This is a genomic window from Arthrobacter sp. 01T419 (assembly GCF_056398865.1).
Genome location: NZ_JBFTQF010000006.1, coordinates 88,677 through 109,538, shown reverse-complemented (window position 1 = coordinate 109,538; position 20,862 = coordinate 88,677). Strand labels below are relative to the sequence as shown.

Here is a 20,862-nt window from a genome sequence, read left to right as displayed (position 1 = left end):
AAAAACAGTTGTGGTCAGGTTACGCGGCGGGGGCCGCCATCCTCGGCGTGCTGCTCCTTCGTCGGTTTGACGCACGCTGCCGGATGCCGCTCCCCCACCGCTAGAGGCGTGTTCAGTTTTCGGGGCCAACAGTTCCGGAAAAGAACGCTGGCCCTTTCGGTTTTAGTCGGTGACCCGTGGTTCCCGTGAGCCGATTCGAAGGTGAGCTGCACGGACCCGACGGGCCAAACGCAACCACGGCCACTCGCCCCCCGGATCCGACGGGCTTAAGGCGAGACGACTTACTTGACTCGCTTGTAGAACGGCAGTGCCACGACTTCGAAGGGCTCCGACTTGCCGCGCAGGTCTACGTCCAGGGCCGTGCCGAGTTCTGCGTGTTCGACGTCGACATAGGCCAGGGCGACAGGGTAACCGAGGGTGGGGCTGGGCTGGCCGGAGGTGACCTCGCCGACCACCACGCCGTCCTTGAGGACCGGGTAGTGGCTGCGCCCGGCACGGCGTCCCAGGCCTTTGAGGCCCACGAGCTTGCGGCCGCTGGTGGAACCGGCGCCCTCAGCCTTAAGGGTTTCCAGGGCGGCGCGGCCCACGAAGTCGCTTTCCTTGGCGAGCGATACCACCGGACCCAGGCCTGCTGCGAAGGGGTTGCCTTCGCGGGAAAGCTCGTTCCCGTAGAGCGGCATGCCGGCCTCCAGCCGAAGGGAGTCGCGAGAAGCCAGGCCGGCGGGGATCAGCTCGCCGTCCTCGGCAGCGGCTGCGATGGCTTGCCACAGGGCCGCGGCGTCGTCGTTGTCCACGAAGATCTCGAAGCCGTCCTCGCCGGTGTAACCCGTGCGGGCGAGCAGCAGTTCCGCAGTGTTCCCGGCAAAGGTGAAGGGCACCTCGACGGCGGCGTAGTACTTCAGCTCGGTGACCAGGGAGTGCTGGGCGGCAGGGACCAAGCGGAGGAGGATCTCCTCCGCTTTGGGTCCCTGGACTGCGATCAGCGAAGTTGCCGCAGAGGCATCCTGGACGACGACGTCGAAGTTGGCGGCGCGCTCGGCGAGAGCGGCCGCAACAACGGGAGCGTTGCCGGCGTTCGGAACCACGAGGAACTTGGAATCGCCACGGCGGTACGTGATGAGGTCGTCGATGATGCCGCCGTCTTCCTGGCAGATCAGCGAGTACTTGGCCTTGCCCACGGACATCGCGGAGATTTTGCCGACCAGCGCATAGTCGAGGAAAGCGGCGGCGTCCGGGCCGGTGACCCAGACTTCGCCCATGTGGGAAAGGTCGAACAGCCCTGCGGACTGGCGGACGGCGTGGTGCTCGGCCAGTTCCGAGGAGTACTTCAGGGGCATCTGCCAGCCACCGAAATCGGTGAAGGAAGCGCCGAGCTTCTTGTGCTCTTCGTAGAGCGCAGTGTAGTTCTCAGTCATCGTGGGGTCCTAGTTCTCGAAGGCTTCGATCGGAGGGCAAGAGCAAACCAGGTTGCGGTCGCCTGCGGCGCCGTCGATGCGGCCTACGGGCGGGAAGTACTTGTCCTGCTTGAGGTGGTGGACCGGGAAGACGGCCTGCTCGCGGGAGTATTCACGGTTCCAGTCAGAGCTCACGACGGCGGCAGCGGTGTGCGGTGCGTGGCGCAATGGACTGTTCTCCACCGTGAAGTCGCCGTTGGCAACCTGGTCGATTTCTTTGCGGATGGTGATCATGGCTTCGATGAAGCGGTCGATCTCGCCAAGGTCCTCGGACTCCGTGGGCTCCACCATGAGCGTGCCCGCGACGGGGAACGCCAGGGTTGGGGCGTGGAAGCCGTAGTCGATGAGGCGCTTGGCGACGTCCTCCGCCGTTACTCCGGTTCGAGCGGTCAATTCGCGCAGGTCCAGGATGCACTCGTGGGCCACAAGTCCGCCTTCGCCGGTGTAGAGAACCGGGAAGTACTCGTTGAGGCGGGAAGCGATGTAGTTCGCGGCCAGCAGCGCGGACTTGGTGGCCTCGGTCAGGCCTTCGCCACCCATGAGCTTCACGTAGGCCCAGGAGATCGGAAGGACACCCGCCGAACCGTAACGCGACGCGGAAATCGCCACGCCAGTCCCTGGCAAAGAAGCGCCGTCTTCGTGTGCTGCCTTATTGGCGTCGCCGGGCATGAACGGTGCGAGGTGGGCCTTGGCCGCGACCGGGCCTACGCCCGGTCCGCCTCCGCCGTGCGGGATGCAGAACGTCTTGTGCAGGTTCAGGTGGGACACGTCGCCGCCGAACTTGCCTGGCTGGGCCAAGCCCACCAGCGCGTTCAGGTTGGCGCCGTCTACGTACACCTGGCCACCGGCCGCGTGCACGGAGTCGCAGATTTCGCGCACGTCGGCATCGTACACGCCGTGCGTGGACGGGTAGGTGATCATGATGGCCGAGAGGACGTCCTTGTTCGCGTCGATCTTGGCCTGCAGGTCCGCGTGGTCGATCGTGCCGTCGGCCGCCGTGGCCACCACAACCACTTTCATGCCGGCCAACACGGCCGAGGCGGCGTTGGTGCCGTGGGCCGAGGCCGGGATGAGGCACACGTTGCGCTGGTCATCGCCGCGGGAAAGGTGGTAGCCGCGGATCGCCAACAAGCCAGCGAGCTCGCCCTGGGAACCGGCGTTGGGCTGGATGGAGACCTGGTCGTAGCCCGTGATCTCGGTGAGGTCAGCTTCCAAACCCTCGATCAGTTCACGCCAGCCCTCGGTCTGAGAATCCGGGGCGAACGGGTGGATCGAGGCGAACTCCGGCCAGGAGATCGCTTCCATCTCGGCAGTGGCGTTCAGCTTCATGGTGCACGAGCCGAGCGGGATCATGGTGCGGTCCAGCGCCAGGTCGCGGTCCGAAAGCTTGCGAATGTAGCGCAGCAGCTGTGTTTCGGAACGGTGGGTGTTGAACACCGGGTGCTGCAAGTAGTCGGAAGAACGCTCGACGGCGGCCTCCAGGGCAAAGCCCTCGCCCCCGTCTGCGATCGAAGCGCCGAACGCTGCAGCGACGTCGGCGAGGACGGTCGCCGTCGTCGTTTCATCAACAGAGATGCCTACGGTGTCGGCGTCGATGCCGCGCAGGTTGATGCCCTTGGCCTCGGCAGCTGCAACGATCTCGGCAGCCTTGCCCGGGACGCGGACGGTGACGGTGTCGAAGAAGCTGCCGTGCAGGACCTCAAGGCCGGCGGCCTTCAGGGAAGCAGCGAGGGTACGGGCGTGGTTGTACGCAGTCTCGGCGATCGCCTTCAGGCCATCGGGGCCGTGGTAGACGGCGTACATCGAGGACACGATCGCCAACAGGGCCTGCGCGGTGCAGATGTTGGACGTGGCCTTTTCGCGGCGGATGTGCTGCTCGCGGGTCTGGAGGGCGAGGCGGTAGGCGGGAGTGCCGGCGTCGTCCTTGGAAACGCCGACCAAGCGGCCCGGCATCGAGCGCTCGAGGCCCTTCTGGACAGCCATGTAGGCGGCGTGCGGGCCGCCGAAGAACAGCGGCACGCCGAAGCGCTGGGTGGAGCCGACGGCGATGTCGGCGCCCTGCTCGCCCGGAGGCGTGATCAGGGTCAGGGCGAGCAGGTCCGCGGCGACGGTGACGAGGGCGCCGCGTTCCTTGGCGGCGGCGATCACGGCGGAGTGGTCGAATACCCGGCCGGAAACGCCCGGCTGCTGCAGCACGATGCCGTTGATGTCGCCGTCGGGCAGGCCCTGGGAAAGATCGGCGATCTCCACCTCGAAGCCCAGCGCCTCGGCGCGGCCCTTCACGATCGCGATGGTCTGCGGGAGGCAGTCGGCGTCAAGGACGGTCTTGCCGTCGTGGGCCGTCTTGTTCTTGTTGGCGCGGCGCATCATGAGGACGGCTTCGGCAACAGCCGTGGCTTCGTCCAGCAGGGACGCGTTGGCGATGGGCAGGCCCACGAGGTCCTGGACCATGGTCTGGAAGTTGAGCAGTGCTTCGAGGCGGCCCTGGGAAATTTCCGGCTGGTACGGGGTGTAGGCCGTGTACCAGGCCGGGGATTCGAGGATGTTGCGGCGGATCACCGGCGGCGTGACGGTGTCGTAGTAGCCTTGGCCGATCATCTGCACGGCCGTCTTGTTCTTGGCCGCCAGCTTGCGAAGTTCAGCCAGAACTTCCACCTCACTGAGGGCGTTCTGGAGCGTCAGTGCGACGTCCTGGCGGATGTCATTGGGAACCGCGGTGTCCACGAGCGAATCGACGCTGTCGTAGCCGACAGACTTGAGCATGATGTCAATGTCGGCCTGGCGACGGGCGCCAATATGCCGATCTACGAACGTAGTGGAGGTTGAACTAACCGTCACGAAGGAACTCCATTAATAAGGCGGCGCAGGGTACGCCACAGCTAATTGGGTTCCTCCCCGCTCTGTATTGGACCTGAGAGTTTCCGCGAATCCGTGCTTGTGGCACTGCTTCGCTTGCACCGTCGGTGAGCACAGCGTCTTCGGGTGTCAGGGACACCCGTGGACAGCTTGCTGCTTTCCAGAGTTGCCTTGCCGCGGCGGTACRTGGGCCTGAGAGATTCCTGGGGAGGRTTTGCTCCTACGGCGCCTGCATCACATGCTTGCAGGACTCTCCCGCCGCAGATCAAAGGCGTATTCAGTTATGTGAATCAACAGTGGTTGCCGGTGACGGCTGCCACAATTGTCCATTGTCCTATGGACTGCTCGCGTCCGCAAATGTGGTCACCGACCCCGCCCGCCTTTCCCAACTAGCTCGCACTAGATGTCGTTTTGGAGCCTCTAAACGACAACAACTGCGAGTTAGTTGGGCCCCACTCAGTCACGGAGGCGTTCGACGGCGGCCAGCAGCGCGCCGACGTCGGCGTTCCTCTCGCTCGCATTGGCTCCCGGGCCACCTTCAAGCATTGCGTTGAAATAGAGTCCGTCGCCCATGTACCGGACCGCCCTGGCCATCTCCGGGCCCACTTCCTCCGCGAGCACATCCAGCCATTGCTGCTGAATCCCCGCAAAGCGCCTGCGGGTTTCCTCGTGCGCCACTTCCGCGAGCCTCGTGGCGGCCACGAACACCCGGTCCATGGGCGTATCTGCCCAAAGGGAGGACTTGATGAAGAACGCCGAGGCGCCCTCGGGAGCCGCCTTCATGGCCTCGATGTCCAGTGCCGCGAGGGCGTCCATGCGTTCGAGCAGGGCGCTGATCATGGCTTCCTTGTTGGGGAAGTGATAGAGCAAGCCACCTTTGGAGACTCCTGCGCGTTTGGCGACGGCGTCGAGCGTGGCAGCCCGCTCCCCCACCTCGATCAGCAGGGCTTCAAAGGCATCCAGGACGGCGTCCCGGGCAATAGGTTTTCGCGGCATGGTGTCCATCATCCCTTAGTTGGATACGTCGGTTCGATATCGAAGTCGATACGGCAAGTTGAAACTATACCGTCCAGACGGTACAGTTATGTTCATGTTCAGCCCATCCACAACCCAGTACCCCCGCATCCCGACCACCCAGTCCGCACCGTGGCGCGATTGGGCTGCCCTGGCACTCTTGATGTTCCCAGTGCTACTGGTGGCTGTGGACAATACCGCGCTGACATTTGCCTTGCCGGAAATTGCCCGGACCCTGGAAGTCGGGGGCGTTCAGCTGCTGTGGATCGTAGACGTCTACGCACTGGTGCTCGCCGCACTGTTGGTGTCCATGGGAAACCTGGGAGACAGGATCGGCCGCCGCCGCTTGCTGTTGATCGGCAGCACGGGCTTCGCCGCCGTTTCCGCGGCTACCGCCTTCGCTCCGTCGCCCGAATGGCTGATTGCTGGACGCGCCGGCATGGGCATCTTCGGAGCCATGCTCATGCCGTCCACGCTGTCCCTGATCCGCAACATCTTCCCGGACCCCAACCGTCGCCGGCTTGCTGTCGCCGTGTGGGCCGCGGGATTCTCCGGCGGCGCCGCGCTCGGGCCGATCTTCGGCGGCTGGCTCGTGGAGCACTTCTGGTGGGGAGCCGTGTTCCTGGTTGCGGTGCCCCTGTTGCTGCCGCTGCTCGCCTTCGGCCCATTCCTCATTCCTGAGTCCAAGGACCGCAATCCGGGCAAGCCGGACGTCCCGAGCATCGTGCTGTCCATCCTCACCATGGCGCCCGTGGTCTATGGCATCAAGGAAGTCGCAGTGCACGGCTTCGGCCCTGCCCCCGCAGCCTTCATCGCGTTTGGCCTGGCCATGGGAATCGTCTTTGTCCGCAGGCAGCGCACTTTGGCTTCGCCCATGTTGGACGTGGGGCTTTTTGGGAACAAGGTGTTCAGCACGGCCATCATTGCCAACGTCCTGTCCCTGTTTTCCATGACGGGCTTCATCTATTTCTTCGCGCAGCACTTGCAGCTCGTGGAGGGCCAGTCCCCCATGGAGGCAGGAATCGCCATGGTTCCGGCACTGCTCGCCACCATCGTGGCGGGCCTGGTGGTGGTTCCACTCGTCAAGCGGATCCGCCCAGGGCTGGTGGTGGCATCCGGCCTGACGTTGAGCGCCGTGGGGTATCTCGTGGCGGCACTGGGCAACCATAGCCAGGGTCCGGGTTATCTTTTGACGGCACTCTTGCTGCTGGCCATCGGGGTTGGATCGGCGGAGACCATCTCCAACGACCTCATCCTGGGGGCCGTTCCTGCCGACAAGGCCGGCGCGGCCTCGGCGATCTCCGAGACAGGCTACGAGCTCGGTTCGCTACTGGGCACTGCCGTGCTTGGCTCGATCTTGACTGCGTCCTATCAGCACCACCTGCTGCTTCCTGTTGAGTTGTCCGGCCATGCTGCCGAACGCTCACGGGAAACGCTCGCCGGAGCCGTGGACACCGCCGCGACACTTCCGCAGCCGCTGGCGGGGGCCCTGACCGCCGCGGCACGTGCCGCCTTCGAATCGGGCGTCCACATCACCGCGGCGATCGGGCTGGTACTGATGGCAGCCGCGGCAGTCCTTGCCGCCGTCGTGCTCCGTCGCGTGCCGACCGCAAAGTAGGCTGCCGGTTGCCTTCAGCGAAGGCTTTGAGGGCATCGAGGAGTCCCTCGGTGCCCTCTTTGCGGCCTTCAACGGTCCTCCGCCGTGAAGTAGGCATCTTGCTCGGTCCGGGTGAGGCGGCACCACGAGGTTCCACAGGGAAGCACCGCTAGGCTGGGCACCATGAGCACAGCCGAACAAAAGTCCACGTGGCACGCCGAACACAAGGCGACCTTGAGTTCGGGTCAGCGGGCCGCCGACGTCATGCGCAATGGAATGGGCAGCTGGCCATTTGTTGGCGGCTTCATCCTCTTCATGCTGGTGTGGGCGGCCATCAATACGTGGGTCCTGCAAGGCCACGCCTGGGACCCCTACCCCTTCATCCTGCTGAACCTGTTCCTGTCCATGCTGGCCGGGCTTCAGGGAGCGATCCTCTTGATCGCCGCCAAACGACAGGATGCGATCGCGGCCGCTATGGCCCAACACGACTACGACACAGACGTCGCTGCGCGGTCGGACATTGGCCTGCTGTTGAAGATTAACGAACAACAGCTGGAGATCCTGCGTGAGCTTCGCAGGATCACTCCCGACTCGGTTTCCGTCCCGCCGACGGCGCGCTGAGGTTAGACGGCGCTGAGGTTACCCGGCCCCCAAACTAGACAGCACGGTTCAATGCGGGATCATGCGAACTGAACCCCCGGGTAATTCCGCCCAAAGTCGCCGTGGCTAGCGTCGAGAGGTAGTCGTGCCGGCGTCGGGCAGTAATCCGCGACTGTGGCTCGAAGACTTGCTCGGGGTCGTCTGCGTAATGGGCTGAGAGTCCATCGCGCATGAGCCGGATACCCTCGGCGCGCTGCTGGGACACTGCAGCGTGGGTGGAACCAAGCTCTTCGGCGAGCTCCTTGACGGACCTCCCGGCGAAGTAGATCTCTTCGACGACGTAGCGCATCTTTTCCGGCAGGGCCTCGACGGCGGCGCGAAGGTACTTGAGGCGTTCATCGGCCAGGACGGAGTGTTCAGGGGAGACGGTGTCCGCGGCGACCGTGTCTACGACGACGTCGTCCAGCGGCGACAGCGTCCGGGCGGCATCCGCGAGGGCGGCCTCCACCACGCTGCGCTCGACGCCGAGGGCTGACGCCGTTTCCGCCACCGTAGGTGTACGGCCAAGGACGCCGGACAGCGTTTCCTGGACCGACATGGTCTCCTTGATGCGTTTTCGCGCAGAGCGGGTAGCCCAATCGCTAGCCCGCATCTCGTCCGCAAACGCCCCGACGATCCGGCGGCGCGCAAATGCTCCGAAGGGAACTCCGAGATTCGGATCAAAGGAATCGGCGGACGTTATCAACGCCACGGACCCTACCGACGCGAAATCGTCGCGCGACAAATGAGAAGCTCTCGCACAGAGCTCAGACACCAAGTAGCCAACGAGCGGTAAATGCTGCAGCACCAACTCGTTGCGTTCTTCGCGATTCAAAATTAGTCCCCCCATGAGACCGGATTATTGAGTTGCAAAAGCCTGATTCCAGGGATCCTCCGGCGAGCTGCTGAGACGAGGCAGCAGGCCAAAGAATACCTGGAACAGACACGTATTCAGTGAACATACCATCTGCCATATAACAATGCGTGTACGCTCGTGAAAAAGATGCAAAACGGGCCGCGGGATCACGTTCCGCGGGCCAAACGGGAATGGGGAACCGTGGGGGCGGAAGAGTTATCGGCGATGTTGTGGCGCGAGCGGAGGCAGCTGGAACTGCTGTTGTTCCGGCTCGAAACACAGCTCGTGCACATTCGGGCCGGCAATTGGCATTGGCTGAAATTCACCGCGTCCGACGTGGAAAAGGTCCTGGAAAACCTTCGGTTCGACACTCTTGCCCGGAACATCGAGTCGTCGGCCGTGGCCATCGAATGGCATGCTCCGGCGAACGCAACCCTGCCTAGGATCGCCTCGGTGGCGCCACCCGGAATCTGGGCGGAACTGCTTCAGGAACACCACCACGCCTTGGTGCGTCTGCTTAAGCAAGTAGACGCTGCCGTCGCCGCCAACATCGAGGCGCTCCTGCAGGGGCCAAGCGGGGACGTGCCCCTTGGGTCCGGGAAGCCCGGGGACGTTGTGGCCCCGGGTGCATCAGGAACCCCGGTTGCATCCGGAACAGAGGCACCGACAGACACGGCCAACACTGCGGATGACGTGATGCTGCTGGCGGAAAACGCCAATATCGAGCGCGCCTTGGCCGTGACGAGGGATTGTTCGCTGCCACTCCTTGAGGAATTCCTGGGCCCTGCCTAGCGATTCTCACCTCGCCGCCCTAGGACGCTCGCTCACCTTTGACAACTTTTCGACCGACGCTCCTGCACATATAGCAGTACGTGGGCCGACGCTCCTTCACCTTTGGGGGTCGAATGGCGAACCCTTCTGCACATCCGCCGCGACGCCGTCGTAAATGTGCAGGAGGGTCGGCGGTTTTTGCCTTAAAGGTGAGCGAGCGTCTGAAGAAAACCCGACAATGGTGAGCGAGGGTGGGGACTACGGTGCGGCCCGCCGTCGAGCCCCACCGCCTTCCTGACCCCGGCTAGTCAGGCTTTCGTCGTGATGCAGGCGGTCGCAGCCCGGCAAGGAGTTCCTCGGCCTCGGGCCCGGCCTTCGCTGCCGCGAGATTGGCAGCGGCGATCGCTTCAACCACTTCGCGACGCTGGATGGACACTCCGCGAGGCGCCTCGATCCCGATCCGCACACCGTCGCCGCGGCCCTCCATGACGGTAATGACAATGTCATCACCGATCATGATTTGTTCGCCCGGCTTGCGTGTCAGTACCAGCATGCTCTCAATCTACCTTTCCAAACACCGCGACGCGGGCGGGCTTGCCGTCCACCCAGCCGATGGGAAGGCCGAGTCCGTTGACCGTCTCCGGACTCGCGGTCTCCGCCGCACCGAAAACGGCGAGGGCATCGAGCGTGACACGCTCGGCGGCCAGCGCGGCGGAGAGTGCCCGCACCCAGGCCTCCGTGTCTTCCATTTTCCGCCCGGCGTCGGCGACCAGCCACAGCTGATCTGCGGCGAGGCCGGCGATGTGCGCCGCCTGCGTCGCGGCTTCGCTTGGCCTCCCGAGTCCATACGCCACGAGCACCGTTTGGCCGGTGAGCACGGCTTGGGCGCGGGCCGCCGTCGCACCCTGGCGCCCTGCCACGTGGAGGTGCCCAAACGCGGTCAACTCCCCCGCCGTCCGGACGTCGGAGCCACCCTCCGCGATGGACATCTCCAGCGCCGGACCCAAGGCGTCGTCGCCGAGGCCCAGCAGGATGATGAGGTTGCCGCTGCCGGCTAGCAGCACGGGTACCGGCACTGGCGCGGGTGCCGTCTGCGGGACAGCGTGCCCGACGGCGGCGGCCGGCAATGCGGTCAGCACACCTTGGGGCCTCGGTTCAGTTGCAGGCGGCCGGAACTCCCTGCCTAACTGTTCCAAGAGCCCGGCGAAATCCGGCGAGTCGGTCGAAACAGCCGCCGCGGGTCGGTGAAGGTCCACTTCAGCCGCATCGGCCTGCTCAAGCAGCGCGGCGATGGCAGGCCCCTGCAGCGCGTGCGCCGCGGCGCCAAGGTGGGCCACCGCCGTCGTGTCCCCTTCGCTCTTGTCCGAGACGACGAGGGGAGCTGGAACGACGGCCGGAACTTCGATAGTGGCCTCGTAGCGATTAGCGGCGAAGAGCCCGGCGATCCCCGGATTGGTGACTTTCTCGGCGGAGACGATCCGTGCCCCCGGACCGTAGTGCTGCTCGGCTTTCTGCCGGATGACGTCCAGGGACGTGCCCTTAAGCTTGTATTGCTTCGGCATGGCGGACCACCCCCACGGTTTCGATCTGGATGTTGGCCGACGTCACTTCACGGTAGGAGAGCACGGGAACGCCGCCGTCGGGAGCCGCCACAAGCCGCCGCACGGCCGGCCGCAACGCCGGGGCGCAGACCAAAACGGCCTGTCGTCCGGCAGCGGCCGCTGCTTCCACGGAAGACTGGACGGAGGCCAGAACGGAGTCCAGGCGCGCTTGGCCCATGACGATCTGGGTGCCTCCTTCGGCCGGGCGCATGTCCTCGAGCATGGACTGTTCCAGGAGCGGATCGATCATGATCACATTGAGCACCGTTCCGTCCAAGAACTTGGCTGCGAGCGCTGGTCCCAGGGATTGCCGGGCGGCTTCCACCAACGCCTCGGGTTCGGTGGAAACCTTGGCGCGCAGGGCGAGTGCCTCGTAAATGCGCGGAAGATCGTTGATGGGAACCTGCTCTTCGAGAAGGCCTTGCAGCACGCGCTGCACTTCGGCAAGGGACATGAGCCCGGGGATGAGTTCCTCGACGGCGGCAGGGCTCTGCTTGCGCACACCTTCCGTCAGCACGCGGACGTCCTCGCGGGTAAGGAGCCTTGCGGCGTTGGCGGAAACGATCGATGACAAATGCGTCACCAGCACGGAAACCCGGTCGATCACGGTTGCCCCGGTCATTTCGGCACTGTGCCGCATTTCCGTGGGAATCCATTTTCCCGCCAGCCCGAAGACCGGTTCCACGGTGGAGGTGCCGGGGAGCGCGTCAAGGTAGTCGCCGAGGGCGAGCAACTTGCCCGACGGCGCCGTGCCGCGTCCCGCTTCGACGCCGGCAATGCGGATGGCGTAGTTCGCCGGTGGCAGCTCCACGTTGTCGCGCGTGCGGACGGGCGGGATCACGATCCCCAACTCCATGGCGATCTTGTGTCGCAGTGAACGAACGCGGGCCAGGAGATCGTCCGATGCGCCGGAGACCATGTCCACAAGGTCCGGGGCCAACAGGATTTCCACGGGGTGGACACGCATGTCCTGCATGAGCCGCTCGTTGGGGTCTTCTTCGGAGCTCAGGGTGGCCGCTTCCTCGGCGTCCTGGTCCTCGAGCTGTTTCTTCTGCTGCGCCGCCAAACGCCGGGAAGCGAACAGAAGGAAGGCGCCCACCAGCAGGAACGGCAGGATGGGCATACCGGGGATCAGCGCCATGGCCACTGCGGCCAGTCCTGCGATGAGCATCGCGTTGGGTGACTGCATGAGCTGCGAGGACGCCGTGCGGCCCATGTCCTCCTCGGCATTGGACCGGGTCACGATCATGCCCGTGGACACGGCCATGAGGAGGGCCGGGATCTGGGTGACAAGCCCGTCGCCCATGGTCAGCAGGCCGTAGGAGTTCAGCGCGTCACCTACGTTCATGCCGCGTTGAAGCACGCCGATGGCGATGCCGCCCACGAAGTTGATGATGATAATGATGATGCCCGCGATGGCATCGCCCTTGACGAACTTCGAGGCGCCGTCCATGGCACCGTAGAAGTCGGCCTCGGCGGACACCTCGGCGCGGCGCTTACGGGCCTGCGCATCAGTGATGAGGCCGGCGTTGAGATCCGCGTCAATGGCCATCTGCTTGCCCGGCATAGCGTCCAACGTGAATCGCGCACCCACCTCGGCCACGCGTTCGGCACCTTTGGTGACCACCACGAACTGGATGACCACCAGGATCAGGAACACGACGGCGCCGATGATCATGGAACCACCCACGGTGACCTTACCGAAGGCGTCGATCACTTGTCCGGCGAAGCCCTGCCCCAGCACCAGCCGGGTGGAGGCGACGTTGAGCCCCAGCCGGAACAGCGTGGCCACCAGCAGCAAGGACGGGAACACCGAGAAGTCCAGCGGCTTCTTCACGAACATGCTGGTGAGCAGGATCAGCAGGGCCAACAGGATGTTGCAGACGATCAGGAAGTCCAGGAGCGGCGCCGGCACGGGAACCACCAGCAGCAGCACGATGCCCACGATTCCCACCGGCACGGTGAGCCTGGCGAATCTGTTGTTCATTGCTTTGTCCTGTCCGGGGTGGAGGGGCTGCTGGGTGCGATCTGCGAGCTACGGCTCATGCGGGGGCTCCTGCGGTGGCTGGTGCGGGGATTCCCGCTACGCCTGGCATACGATGCATTCCCCGGGCCGCGCCCCTGGCCTTGAGCGACATCACGAACGCCAGGACTCCCGCCACGGCCCGGTACAGTTCCACCGGGATTTCCTGGCCCAGCTCACAGGCCGAGTGCAGCGCCCTAGCCAGCGGGATGTCCTGCACCATCGGAACCGATTTCGCCTCCGCCTCTTCCCGGATGCGGGCAGCGATGACCCCCGCTCCCTTGGCCACAACGCGCGGTGCCGCTTTGCCGGCGTCGTACTTCAGCGCAACGGCGACGTGCGTCGGGTTGACGAGAACGACGTCGGCGTCCGCGATCGCGCCGATCATGCGGTTCCGGCTCATGGTCAGTTGGCGCGAGCGGCGCTGCGACTTGATGAGGGGATCGCCGTCGCTGTTCTTGTTTTCGTCCTGGATTTCCTTCTTGGACATACGCGTCTTCTTGCGGTTCCGGCGCATGACCACAAAGATGTCCGCGGCGGCCAGGACCAAGCCCGCCAGCACGGCGAACTGGATCAGCGAACCGATGCCGCCTGCCGCGGCGGAAAGGACGCCGGACACTGGCAGGCCCCCGGCGGTGAGCAGCACCGGGATAAGGCCCTGCACCACCGCGTACAGGACAAGCCCGACGACGGCGGTCTTCAGCAGCGCTTTGAGGCCGCCCCACAGCGCCTGCCCACCGAAGATCCGTTTGATGCCGCTGACCAGGTTGAAGTGCTCAAACTCGGCCCGGAACTTCTTGAAATGGATGCCGCCCTGCAGCGCGGATCCCGCCAGGACCACCACCATGACCACCACGAACAAAGGCCCCAGCACCTGGGCCAAAGAACCTAACCCGGCCTCAAGGGCTGCGACGGCCTTGGCGGGCTCGGGGTGGGCAATCACGCTGCGGACGCTGAACAGTTGGTCCGCCGCCGCGTTGGACGCCCGCTCAATGGTCGAAGGAATCATGGCAGCCGCGGAACCGACGGCGAGCCAGGCGGTGAGGTCCTGCGAACGGGAAAGCTGCCCCTTGGAACGGACTTCCCGCATTCGTTTGTCAGTGGCTAGCTCGGTTTTTTCCTGTGAATCCGACATCAGCCCACCCCCATCAGCGTGTTTGCCGTTTGTTCGGCGAGCATAGCGACGAGCCGTGGCAGGGCGAGGAAGAGGAACCCGGCAAGCGCCAGGGTAATGAAGATCTTGAGCGGGAAGCCCAGGGCGAAAGCATTCAAAGCGGGTGCAACGCGGGTGAGGAGTCCTAGTCCGATGTCGGCGAGCACCAGGACCACCAAAAGCGGCCCTGCGATTTGCACCGCCGAAAGGAACATTCCGGTGACAGCGGAGACCATCGCTTGCACAGGCTGTGCCAGGTCCAGTCCTCCGGCCAGCGGCAACGCGGTGAAGCTCCCGGTCAGGCCGCCGATCACCAATTGGTAGCCGTCGGAGGCAAAGAGGAGGGCGAGCGCGGCCATTTGCATCAACCTGGTGAATTGGGCGCCGTTGACCATCATTTGAGGATCGAAGCCCTGGGCCATCTGGAAGCCGCTGAAGAGGTCCAGCAGGCTGCCCGCCGATTGGATGGCCGCGAACACCAAGGAAACGAGGAAGCCCAGGACAAGTCCAGTCACGAGCTCCAGGACAACGGCCGTCATGAAGCCGGCGGTGTCCTTGGGGGTATAACCCACCGAGAGCCGCTGCGACACGGCCAGTCCCAGGCCGAGGCCCAGCATGGCCTTGATGCGCGCTGGTATGGCGTGGTGGGAGAAAGGAGGAGCCACCATGAGGAAAGCAATCATCCGGATGGAGGCCAGCAGGAGGACCTCCAGCCCCGATTGGGTGATGGGGAGCTCCACTTCACGCTCCCCCGATCAGCCCGGGGATCCGGGCGAAGAGCTCGTTGGTGAAGGAGACCATCTCCGTGATCATCCAGTGCCCGCACACCACCAGGGCAACGGCCACGGCCACGGCTTTGGGCACGAAGGACAGGGTGGCTTCCTGTAGCTGGGTGATGGACTGCAAGAGGGAAATGGCCAGTCCCACCACCAGCGCGGTGACCAGGGCTGGCGCCGCAAGCTTGGCGGCCACGATCATGGCCTGGAGGCAGATGTCCAGGACTGCGTTGGTATCCATCAGCCGCTCGAATAGCTCTGGATCAGGGCTGTGATCACCAGGCCCCAACCGTCCACCAGGATGAACAGCAGGATTTTGAAGGGCAGCGAGATCATCACCGGCGGAAGCATCATCATGCCCATGGACATCAGCGCAGCCGAGACCACAAGGTCGATCACGAGGAACGGGATGAAAATGACGAAGCCGATGATGAACGCGGCCCGGAGCTCGGAGATCATGAACGCCGGGATGAGAGTTTGCAGCGGGACGGATTCCGGGTTGGCCGGATTGGCTAGTTTGGCCGCGCGGGTCATCAGGGCAATGTCCTCTTGCCGGGTGTGGGCCACCATGAAGTGCTGAAGCGGGGCGGATCCGGCAGAAACGGCGCCGTTGAAGTCCAACGTCCCGTTCAGGTAGGGCTGGATTCCGACGTTGTTGATCTCCGAAACCACGGGCCACATGACAAAGAGGGACAGGAAGAGCGCCAACCCGGCCAGGACCTGATTGGGCGGGATGGATGGCAGGGACAAAGCATTGCGGGTCATCGCTAGCACCACGAAGATCTTGGTGAACGAGGTCATCATCAGCAGCAGGGCAGGAGCGACGGAGAGCAGCGTGATCCCGATCAGGGTCACCACTGCGGTGGAAGGCTTACCGTCCAGTCCGTTGATGTCGATGCTGACGTTGCCGCTGGACGGCTGGGCCGGCGCGCTCGGCACCGCGGGAGCGGTGGGTGGCGTCGGGGCGATCGGGGCCGCATGTCCAGCGGACATGCCCAGCCAAAGGAACACGGCCGTGAGCAGCAGCACGCAGAGCACTGCGAGCACCACTTTGGCCATGCGGCGGCCATCGACAGTCCCAAAAGTCAGGATCAACTGCGGCGTCCCCTGATGGCCTCGGCGGCCTGCCGCCACGTTGAGCCGGCGAGGATGGATCCGTGCAAGGCTTGCCCTTGCTTGTCCAGCTCGCTGCGGCGGTGGATCTCGCTGCGGCGCGTGAGCCTACCGGCTTGGGGTTCAGTGGCTTCGGGCCAATTTTCCGCCAGCGGTGTACTGCTGGCGTCGCGGAAGATGTCGGCGAAGCCTTCCGGCGCCGGATAGCTCTCCGGCACCAGTTCCCGGCGCTCTGCAGGAACCCGCGCCGCCCCCGGAACCCGGGCCTCCGCCGTCGTGGTTTCCGAAAGCTCCACGGGGACGTCGCTGGTGTGCAGGACATTGATCGCGTGCTCGGTGACGCCCAAGAGGAATCGCTTGTCCCCCGCGTCGACCACCACTACCGAGGCCTTTTGGCCGACGGTCTGCCGGCTGACCACCGTCAGGGTGGTACTGGCCCGGCGCCGGCCTTTGCCTTTGCCCTTGAGAAGGCGGCGTTGCAGGAACCATATGAGGCCCAGCACCGCACCCAGGGCTACGAGCACACGCAGCCCGAGGATGAGCGAATCCATCTAGTAGATTCCCTCGGCGACGTCGAGGATGCGGGTGATGCGCACCGCGTAGTCCTGGTCCACCACAACAACTTCGCCGTGGGCAATCAATCGGCCATTCAGCAGGACATCCGCGGGCGCACCGGCCGAGCGGTCCAGTTCGATCACTTTGCCCGGTTCCAGGGCGAGGGCGTCGCGCACGGACATGCGGGTGCGTCCGATCTCCACTGTGAGGGCCATTTCGACGTTGCTGATCAGTCCGAGGCGGGAAGAAACGGCGCTGGCCTGGCTGGCGCGAGCGGCCGGAGTATCCTGCACGGTTCCGTGTTCTCGGACCCGGACGGCGAACCAGCCGAATGCCTGTCCGCCGTCGCCTGCCGGGGACTGGCGAAGTTCAAAAACAGCGGTTTCGGGGTCGGAGAGCAGCCCCGCGGCGTCTTCCTCGCGCAACTCGCCCAGCACGCCGGCGTCGAACGCCTCAGCTGCTTGTTCCATCGCGGGGCGCAGCACGTCGACGGCGGAGACTGCGCCACCGGGCAGGGCCCCTTGAAGGGCGCCACCTGCAGCGGCCAGGAAGGAACGGTCCGTGAGGATGAGTGCGAAGTCCGCCGTCAGGGCGCCCACGAAGGTGGCCGTGATCGCCAGGGGTGCGTACGGCGCAGCCCCCTGGGAGGGGACGATGCCGGCGACGTGCAGCGCGGCAGGAGTCGGCAACTGGGCGGCCAACCGCTCGGCCGCGGACTCGTGCAGGGTCAGGGTGATGCTCATCGCTGGTTCTCCTCGATTGTGACGATGACTGCGGCTGCACGCGAGCCGTTGCGGGCGGGGGCGGCGGTAGCCAGCCGAGTGCCGCTGATGGCGACGTCGAACGGCCGGTTCTCCAGGTGCGGCAGTGGGATGACGTCCCCGACGGCGAGGCCCAGGATCTGTGCCGGCGTCACCGGTGTGGGGCTCAACTGGATGGCGACATCCACTGGCACCTGGGTGACCTGGGCGCGGACCAACGCCTCGGCGTCGCGGCTGTGGACCGTGGGATTTACGTCGCCGAGCCCGGAAAGGAGGACGTCGGCGGGAATCGCGAGACTAGCTGCGGCAAGGCTTTCACCCACTTTGACGGTGAATGATGCCACGATCATCAGTTCCGCCGGAGCCGCTGCCTGGGCGAACTGGGAGTTGTACTGGATGACGTCCATGCGCACAGGAGTAGTCAGAAGGGCGCCCAGCGAATAGCTCAGGTCTTCCAGCCCGTCTTCCACCATGCGGCTGATGAGGGCCTGCTCGATCTGGGTGAACTTTCGATCCGGGACAGCCGTCTCGGTGCCTCCGCCCAACATGCGGGTCACCCAAGACAGGGCTGCCGTGGCGGGAAACTGCATGACGAGCCGAGACTCGCTGCCCTCAATACGGCACAACACCATCGACGTGACGGAAGGCAGGGAAGCCGCGTATTCGTCATAGCTCTGCATGATGAGCTGTTCCAAGGTGGCGGTGGATTTCACGCGAACCTTGGCCGTGAGCTGTGTCCCCCATTGGCGCGCGAAGGTCTCGAAAGCGACCTCCAGGACGCGGCTGTGCTGGCGCGGCAACGTGGTGGGCCTGCGGAAGTCATAGACGTCCACGGTGCGCTGCCGTCCCGCCAACGGATCTTCCTGTTCACTCACGGTTGCCACTATCGGCAAGGAAAGGGCGGGCGTAAGGGGTTAATTTGGCGGACGCGAGTCACCTATGTTCGCTGGCGACACGGGTAAATGCTGGCGACATTGAAAATCACTGGCGACACCAGAATTTGCGCGTCCTACGTCCGTCTCCGCGTCGCAGGCAATACAGGGTGTCGAAAACGCGACGGAGGTCCCGCTCCGGATGTGAAACGAGACCTCCGATAGTTATGAATGGCTGGCCTAGGCCGCCGGTGCCTGGTTGATCCTCACCATGTTGCCCGAGGGATCGCGGAAGGCGCAGTCGCGGGGACCCCACGGCTGGTCGATGGGCTCCTGCATGACCTCCGCGCCGGACGCTCTGACCTTCTCGAAGAGAGTGTCGACGTCGTCGGAGCGGAAGACGATGGGCCCCAGGACTCCCTTGGTGAGCAACTCCTGGAGGGAATCGCCGTCGGCCCTGGAACGACCGGCGTGCGGTTCGGAAAGCACGATTTCAACACCCGGCTGGTCCGAGCTGCCGAGCGTGACCCAACGGAAGCCGCCCTGCGCGACGTCGTTGAGCACCTCGAGGCCGAGGGCGTCCCGGTAGAAGGTAAGAGCTTCGTCGGGGTCGTTGACAGTGATGTGTGAGTACTGCAGTGAAATGGTCATGACAATGACGTTAGTCCGCGGCGATAACGAGCGCTTCTTGAATCCTGCTCTCTTCTTTCCGGCTGGACCGTTCGTGTTTGCTGGGGCGGGTGCGGATCTTCGCCACGCACGCGGGCATGGCCGCCACTGCGAGGTGCTCGCGGGTGCGGTAAATGCTGGGCGTCACTCCCACGAGTTCGGTGAAGCGCGAGCTGAAGGAGCCAAGGGACGTACAACCGACTTCCATGCAGGCGTCGGTGACGCTCATTCCGCCGCGCAGGAGTGCCATGGCGCGCTCGATCCGACGGGTCATGAGGTAGTTGTAGGGGGTCTCGCCATAAGCGGCCCGGAACTGCCGCGAGAAGTGTGCCGGTGACATGAAGGCATGGCTGGCCATGGTCGGCACGTCGAGGGGCTTGGCGTACTCGCGGTCGATCAGGTCACGGGCCCGGCGCAAGTAGGTGAGCCTGGCAAGATCCTCCGGGGTCATGCCACGAGCGTACCTCGGCGCGCTGGGCTTTACCACGGAGTCCGACGCCGTCCCGCACCGGCCGCTCGCGCGTACGTGCCCGCTAGTGGCCCGCCCTCGCCTTGAGCGCCTCGGGGATCAGCGCGCGGACCACTTCGGGTTTGTCCGAGAGTACGACGACGTCGACGCGCCGGTTGAGTTCCATCAGCGCCTCGGTGGAGTCGTCATTCACTTGCCGGGCCGAGCCGAATGCGACCGCTCCAATGTGGCCCGCTGGGATGCCTCCGTGGTCCACGAGGTACCTGAGGACGTTGACGGAACGCGCGGAAGAAAGCTCCCAGGTAGAGGGGTAGGAGGTGATTCCGTTGGCGGCGTGGCCTTCCACCATGACTTCAAGGCCCGCGCTGACCATGGCGGGGGAAATAGTGCCAAGGACCTGGCTTGCGCGGGCAGTGAGCTCCGGCCGGTCGGGTTCGAAGAAGGTCTGTGATCCTACGAGTTTCACGGTGAGTCCGCGTTCGCCGATCTGGAACTGCACGTTGGCCCCTAGCCCCGCGGCGTCGAGCTTTGACTTCATGTCGTCACGCAAAGCGGTGAGCCGGTCCACTTCCTTGAGCGCGAGGTCCAAGGAAGAGAATCCTTGGGCGTCGGCGTGGGTGAACTCCGGCGGAACCACGGTGCCGGTGGCCGTGTCCACCTTCTGGCTGGCGACGGTCCCGAAGCCGGTCGCGAGCGAATTGCGGAGTTTGTCGAATTTGGCCTGGTCCACCGTGGACATCGCGAACAGGACGATGAACATGCACATCAGGACAGTGACCATGTCCATATACGAAGCCATCCAGCGTTCGTCGACGTGCTCCTCCGCCGGAGGTGAGCCACGGCGGCGCCGGGACCTCATGCGGCCTTGGACGAAGCGAATTTGCCGGGACGGCCTTCGTCGTCGTTGCTCTTCTTTGCGGACTTCTCCTTGCCGAGCTTCTCAGCAGGGACCATGGCGCGGAGCCGCTCGGCGAGCAGCAGCGGTTGGGTCCCGTTCTGCACTGCAAGCATGCCCTCCATCAGGAGCGTCATGCGTTCGATTTCCAACTCGGACAGGCGCTTGAGCCGGGAACTGAACGGCAGCCAGATGAAGTTGGCCGACAACAAACCCCACAGGGTAGCCACGAATGCCGAGGCGATCATGGGTCCCAAGTGGTCCGGCGAGGAAAGGTTCTCAAGGACGTGGGTCAGCGATACCACCGTGCCAATGATGCCGATGGTGGGTGCGTAGCCGCCCAGGCTGGCGAAGAATTTGGCAGAGACGTGATCGCTGCGCATCTTGGTGTCGATCTCGTCTTCCATGAGGATGCGTAACTCCTCGGCATCCGTTCCGTCGGCGATGTTCTGGAGGGCCCGGGCCAGGAAGGGATCCTTTTCCTGGGTAGCTGCCTCTTCAAGGGTCAGTAGTCCCTCGCTGCGGGCCTTCTCGGCAAATCCGATCAGCTGGTCGATGCTGTCCTGGGGCTTATCCGTCTTCCCCTTGAAGGCCTTGGGCAAGTCCTTGAATGCCCGGATGGTGTCGCGGAAAGTGTTCCCGGCCAGGCCTACGGCCAAGGTGGCACCGAAAACCAGGACCATCGGCGCGGGAAGCAAGAGGGCCATCAGGTTGGCGTCTTCGAGGGTCACCATGGCGACCACGGAGCCGAAGGCCAGGAACAGGCCAATGATTGTTGAGGGATCCAC

Annotated in this window: 21 protein-coding genes and 1 riboswitch; of the genes, 3 read left to right on the top strand and 18 right to left on the bottom strand. The window is 64.6% G+C overall.

Annotated features, from left to right (window positions below; translation table 11 throughout):
* Nucleotides 1–281: 281 nt before the first annotated feature.
* From gcvT to AC1DLO_RS11840, 3 genes are all read right to left on the bottom strand, one after another.
* Nucleotides 282–1,415, bottom strand: a complete 1,134-nt coding sequence (gene gcvT, locus AC1DLO_RS11850) for a glycine cleavage system aminomethyltransferase GcvT (RefSeq protein WP_476890073.1) — start codon at nucleotides 1,413–1,415, stop codon at nucleotides 282–284.
* Between the two features lie 9 nt (nucleotides 1,416–1,424).
* Nucleotides 1,425–4,292 carry an aminomethyl-transferring glycine dehydrogenase gene (gene gcvP / locus AC1DLO_RS11845; protein WP_476890072.1) on the bottom strand — a complete coding sequence of 956 codons (2,868 nt, stop codon included), beginning with the start codon at nucleotides 4,290–4,292 and terminating at the stop codon, nucleotides 1,425–1,427.
* 188 nt (nucleotides 4,293–4,480) lie between these two features.
* Nucleotides 4,481–4,578, bottom strand: a riboswitch (glycine riboswitch).
* Between the two features lie 188 nt (nucleotides 4,579–4,766).
* Nucleotides 4,767–5,306: a TetR/AcrR family transcriptional regulator gene (locus AC1DLO_RS11840; RefSeq protein ID WP_184737909.1), complete on the bottom strand. Its 540-nt coding sequence runs from the start codon at nucleotides 5,304–5,306 to the stop codon at nucleotides 4,767–4,769.
* 94 nt (nucleotides 5,307–5,400) lie between these two features.
* On the opposite strand from AC1DLO_RS11840, the gene AC1DLO_RS11835 reads away from it, so the two are divergent.
* Nucleotides 5,401–6,942: an MFS transporter gene (locus tag AC1DLO_RS11835; protein WP_476890071.1), complete on the top strand. Its 1,542-nt coding sequence runs from the start codon at nucleotides 5,401–5,403 to the stop codon at nucleotides 6,940–6,942.
* Nucleotides 6,943–7,104: 162 nt separating this feature from the next.
* On the top strand, nucleotides 7,105–7,542 hold the full coding sequence (locus tag AC1DLO_RS11830) for a DUF1003 domain-containing protein (protein WP_260404848.1): 438 nt from the start codon (nucleotides 7,105–7,107) through the stop codon (nucleotides 7,540–7,542).
* 34 nt (nucleotides 7,543–7,576) lie between these two features.
* Here the strand turns inward: AC1DLO_RS11830 and AC1DLO_RS11825 are convergent, their stop codons facing one another.
* Nucleotides 7,577–8,395 carry a sigma-70 family RNA polymerase sigma factor gene (locus AC1DLO_RS11825; RefSeq protein ID WP_476890143.1) on the bottom strand — a complete coding sequence of 273 codons (819 nt, stop codon included), beginning with the start codon at nucleotides 8,393–8,395 and terminating at the stop codon, nucleotides 7,577–7,579.
* Nucleotides 8,396–8,641: 246 nt separating this feature from the next.
* Between AC1DLO_RS11825 and AC1DLO_RS11820 the strand changes: the two genes are divergently transcribed.
* A complete protein-coding gene (locus tag AC1DLO_RS11820) occupies nucleotides 8,642–9,208 on the top strand; it encodes a hypothetical protein (RefSeq protein ID WP_476914482.1) in 567 nt (188 codons plus the stop codon).
* 283 nt (nucleotides 9,209–9,491) lie between these two features.
* Here the strand turns inward: AC1DLO_RS11820 and csrA are convergent, their stop codons facing one another.
* The 14 genes from csrA to AC1DLO_RS11750 form a co-directional block, all read right to left on the bottom strand.
* Nucleotides 9,492–9,740 (bottom strand): carbon storage regulator CsrA, encoded by a 249-nt coding sequence (csrA, locus tag AC1DLO_RS11815; protein WP_184737915.1) that lies wholly within the window; start codon nucleotides 9,738–9,740, stop codon nucleotides 9,492–9,494.
* A gap of 4 nt (nucleotides 9,741–9,744) precedes the next feature.
* Complete coding sequence (locus tag AC1DLO_RS11810; protein WP_476890069.1) at nucleotides 9,745–10,749, bottom strand: hypothetical protein; 1,005 nt, start codon at nucleotides 10,747–10,749, stop codon at nucleotides 9,745–9,747.
* Nucleotides 10,727–12,775, bottom strand: coding sequence for a flagellar biosynthesis protein FlhA (locus AC1DLO_RS11805; RefSeq protein ID WP_476890068.1), 2,049 nt, complete (start codon nucleotides 12,773–12,775; stop codon nucleotides 10,727–10,729). The genes AC1DLO_RS11810 and AC1DLO_RS11805 overlap by 23 nt, the downstream gene beginning before the upstream one ends.
* Nucleotides 12,776–12,830: 55 nt before the next feature.
* Nucleotides 12,831–13,946: an EscU/YscU/HrcU family type III secretion system export apparatus switch protein gene (locus AC1DLO_RS11800; RefSeq protein ID WP_476890067.1), complete on the bottom strand. Its 1,116-nt coding sequence runs from the start codon at nucleotides 13,944–13,946 to the stop codon at nucleotides 12,831–12,833.
* Nucleotides 13,946–14,704: a flagellar biosynthetic protein FliR gene (locus AC1DLO_RS11795; protein ID WP_184737922.1), complete on the bottom strand. Its 759-nt coding sequence runs from the start codon at nucleotides 14,702–14,704 to the stop codon at nucleotides 13,946–13,948. Before AC1DLO_RS11795 ends, AC1DLO_RS11800 begins: the two co-directional genes overlap by 1 nt.
* Nucleotide 14,705: 1 nt before the next feature.
* Entirely contained in the window at nucleotides 14,706–14,981 is a 276-nt protein-coding gene (gene fliQ / locus AC1DLO_RS11790; RefSeq protein WP_184737924.1) for a flagellar biosynthesis protein FliQ, read from the bottom strand.
* Entirely contained in the window at nucleotides 14,981–15,799 is an 819-nt protein-coding gene (gene fliP, locus AC1DLO_RS11785) for a flagellar type III secretion system pore protein FliP (protein WP_476890142.1), read from the bottom strand. Before fliP ends, fliQ begins: the two co-directional genes overlap by 1 nt.
* A 32-nt stretch (nucleotides 15,800–15,831) precedes the next feature.
* The gene (gene fliO, locus AC1DLO_RS11780) at nucleotides 15,832–16,404 is read right to left on the bottom strand and encodes a flagellar biosynthetic protein FliO (RefSeq protein WP_476890066.1); all 573 of its coding nucleotides are present in this window, start codon (nucleotides 16,402–16,404) and stop codon (nucleotides 15,832–15,834) included.
* Nucleotides 16,405–17,151 (bottom strand): flagellar motor switch protein FliN, encoded by a 747-nt coding sequence (gene fliN, locus AC1DLO_RS11775; protein WP_476890065.1) that lies wholly within the window; start codon nucleotides 17,149–17,151, stop codon nucleotides 16,405–16,407. It lies immediately after the preceding gene.
* Nucleotides 17,148–18,044 carry a flagellar motor switch protein FliM gene (locus AC1DLO_RS11770; RefSeq protein ID WP_476890064.1) on the bottom strand — a complete coding sequence of 299 codons (897 nt, stop codon included), beginning with the start codon at nucleotides 18,042–18,044 and terminating at the stop codon, nucleotides 17,148–17,150. Before AC1DLO_RS11770 ends, fliN begins: the two co-directional genes overlap by 4 nt.
* A gap of 237 nt (nucleotides 18,045–18,281) precedes the next feature.
* Nucleotides 18,282–18,692, bottom strand: a complete 411-nt coding sequence (locus AC1DLO_RS11765) for a VOC family protein (protein ID WP_476890063.1) — start codon at nucleotides 18,690–18,692, stop codon at nucleotides 18,282–18,284.
* Between the two features lie 10 nt (nucleotides 18,693–18,702).
* Nucleotides 18,703–19,161 carry a helix-turn-helix transcriptional regulator gene (locus AC1DLO_RS11760; RefSeq protein WP_184737935.1) on the bottom strand — a complete coding sequence of 153 codons (459 nt, stop codon included), beginning with the start codon at nucleotides 19,159–19,161 and terminating at the stop codon, nucleotides 18,703–18,705.
* Between the two features lie 82 nt (nucleotides 19,162–19,243).
* The gene (locus AC1DLO_RS11755; protein ID WP_476890062.1) at nucleotides 19,244–20,038 is read right to left on the bottom strand and encodes an OmpA/MotB family protein; all 795 of its coding nucleotides are present in this window, start codon (nucleotides 20,036–20,038) and stop codon (nucleotides 19,244–19,246) included.
* Nucleotides 20,035–20,862 (bottom strand): motility protein A, encoded by an 828-nt coding sequence (locus AC1DLO_RS11750; protein WP_184737939.1) that lies wholly within the window; start codon nucleotides 20,860–20,862, stop codon nucleotides 20,035–20,037. The genes AC1DLO_RS11755 and AC1DLO_RS11750 overlap by 4 nt, the downstream gene beginning before the upstream one ends.

What these genes read in the sequence shown, in the direction of transcription:
- gcvT (WP_476890073.1), bottom strand. Translation starts at nt 1,415, where the DNA reads ATGACTGAGAACTACACTGCGCTCTACGAAGAGCACAAGAAGCTCGGC.
- AC1DLO_RS11840 (WP_184737909.1), bottom strand. Translation starts at nt 5,306, where the DNA reads ATGCCGCGAAAACCTATTGCCCGGGACGCCGTCCTGGATGCCTTTGAA.
- AC1DLO_RS11835 (WP_476890071.1), top strand. Translation starts at nt 5,401, where the DNA reads ATGTTCAGCCCATCCACAACCCAGTACCCCCGCATCCCGACCACCCAG.
- AC1DLO_RS11830 (WP_260404848.1), top strand. Translation starts at nt 7,105, where the DNA reads ATGAGCACAGCCGAACAAAAGTCCACGTGGCACGCCGAACACAAGGCG.
- AC1DLO_RS11820 (WP_476914482.1), top strand. Translation starts at nt 8,642, where the DNA reads ATGTTGTGGCGCGAGCGGAGGCAGCTGGAACTGCTGTTGTTCCGGCTC.
- csrA (WP_184737915.1), bottom strand. Translation starts at nt 9,740, where the DNA reads ATGCTGGTACTGACACGCAAGCCGGGCGAACAAATCATGATCGGTGAT.
- AC1DLO_RS11810 (WP_476890069.1), bottom strand. Translation starts at nt 10,749, where the DNA reads ATGCCGAAGCAATACAAGCTTAAGGGCACGTCCCTGGACGTCATCCGG.
- AC1DLO_RS11805 (WP_476890068.1), bottom strand. Translation starts at nt 12,775, where the DNA reads ATGAACAACAGATTCGCCAGGCTCACCGTGCCGGTGGGAATCGTGGGC.
- AC1DLO_RS11800 (WP_476890067.1), bottom strand. Translation starts at nt 13,946, where the DNA reads ATGTCGGATTCACAGGAAAAAACCGAGCTAGCCACTGACAAACGAATG.
- fliQ (WP_184737924.1), bottom strand. Translation starts at nt 14,981, where the DNA reads ATGGATACCAACGCAGTCCTGGACATCTGCCTCCAGGCCATGATCGTG.
- fliP (WP_476890142.1), bottom strand. Translation starts at nt 15,799, where the DNA reads ATGGCCAAAGTGGTGCTCGCAGTGCTCTGCGTGCTGCTGCTCACGGCC.
- fliO (WP_476890066.1), bottom strand. Translation starts at nt 16,404, where the DNA reads ATGGATTCGCTCATCCTCGGGCTGCGTGTGCTCGTAGCCCTGGGTGCG.
- fliN (WP_476890065.1), bottom strand. Translation starts at nt 17,151, where the DNA reads ATGAGCATCACCCTGACCCTGCACGAGTCCGCGGCCGAGCGGTTGGCC.
- AC1DLO_RS11765 (WP_476890063.1), bottom strand. Translation starts at nt 18,692, where the DNA reads ATGACCATTTCACTGCAGTACTCACACATCACTGTCAACGACCCCGAC.
- AC1DLO_RS11760 (WP_184737935.1), bottom strand. Translation starts at nt 19,161, where the DNA reads ATGACCCCGGAGGATCTTGCCAGGCTCACCTACTTGCGCCGGGCCCGT.
- AC1DLO_RS11755 (WP_476890062.1), bottom strand. Translation starts at nt 20,038, where the DNA reads ATGAGGTCCCGGCGCCGCCGTGGCTCACCTCCGGCGGAGGAGCACGTC.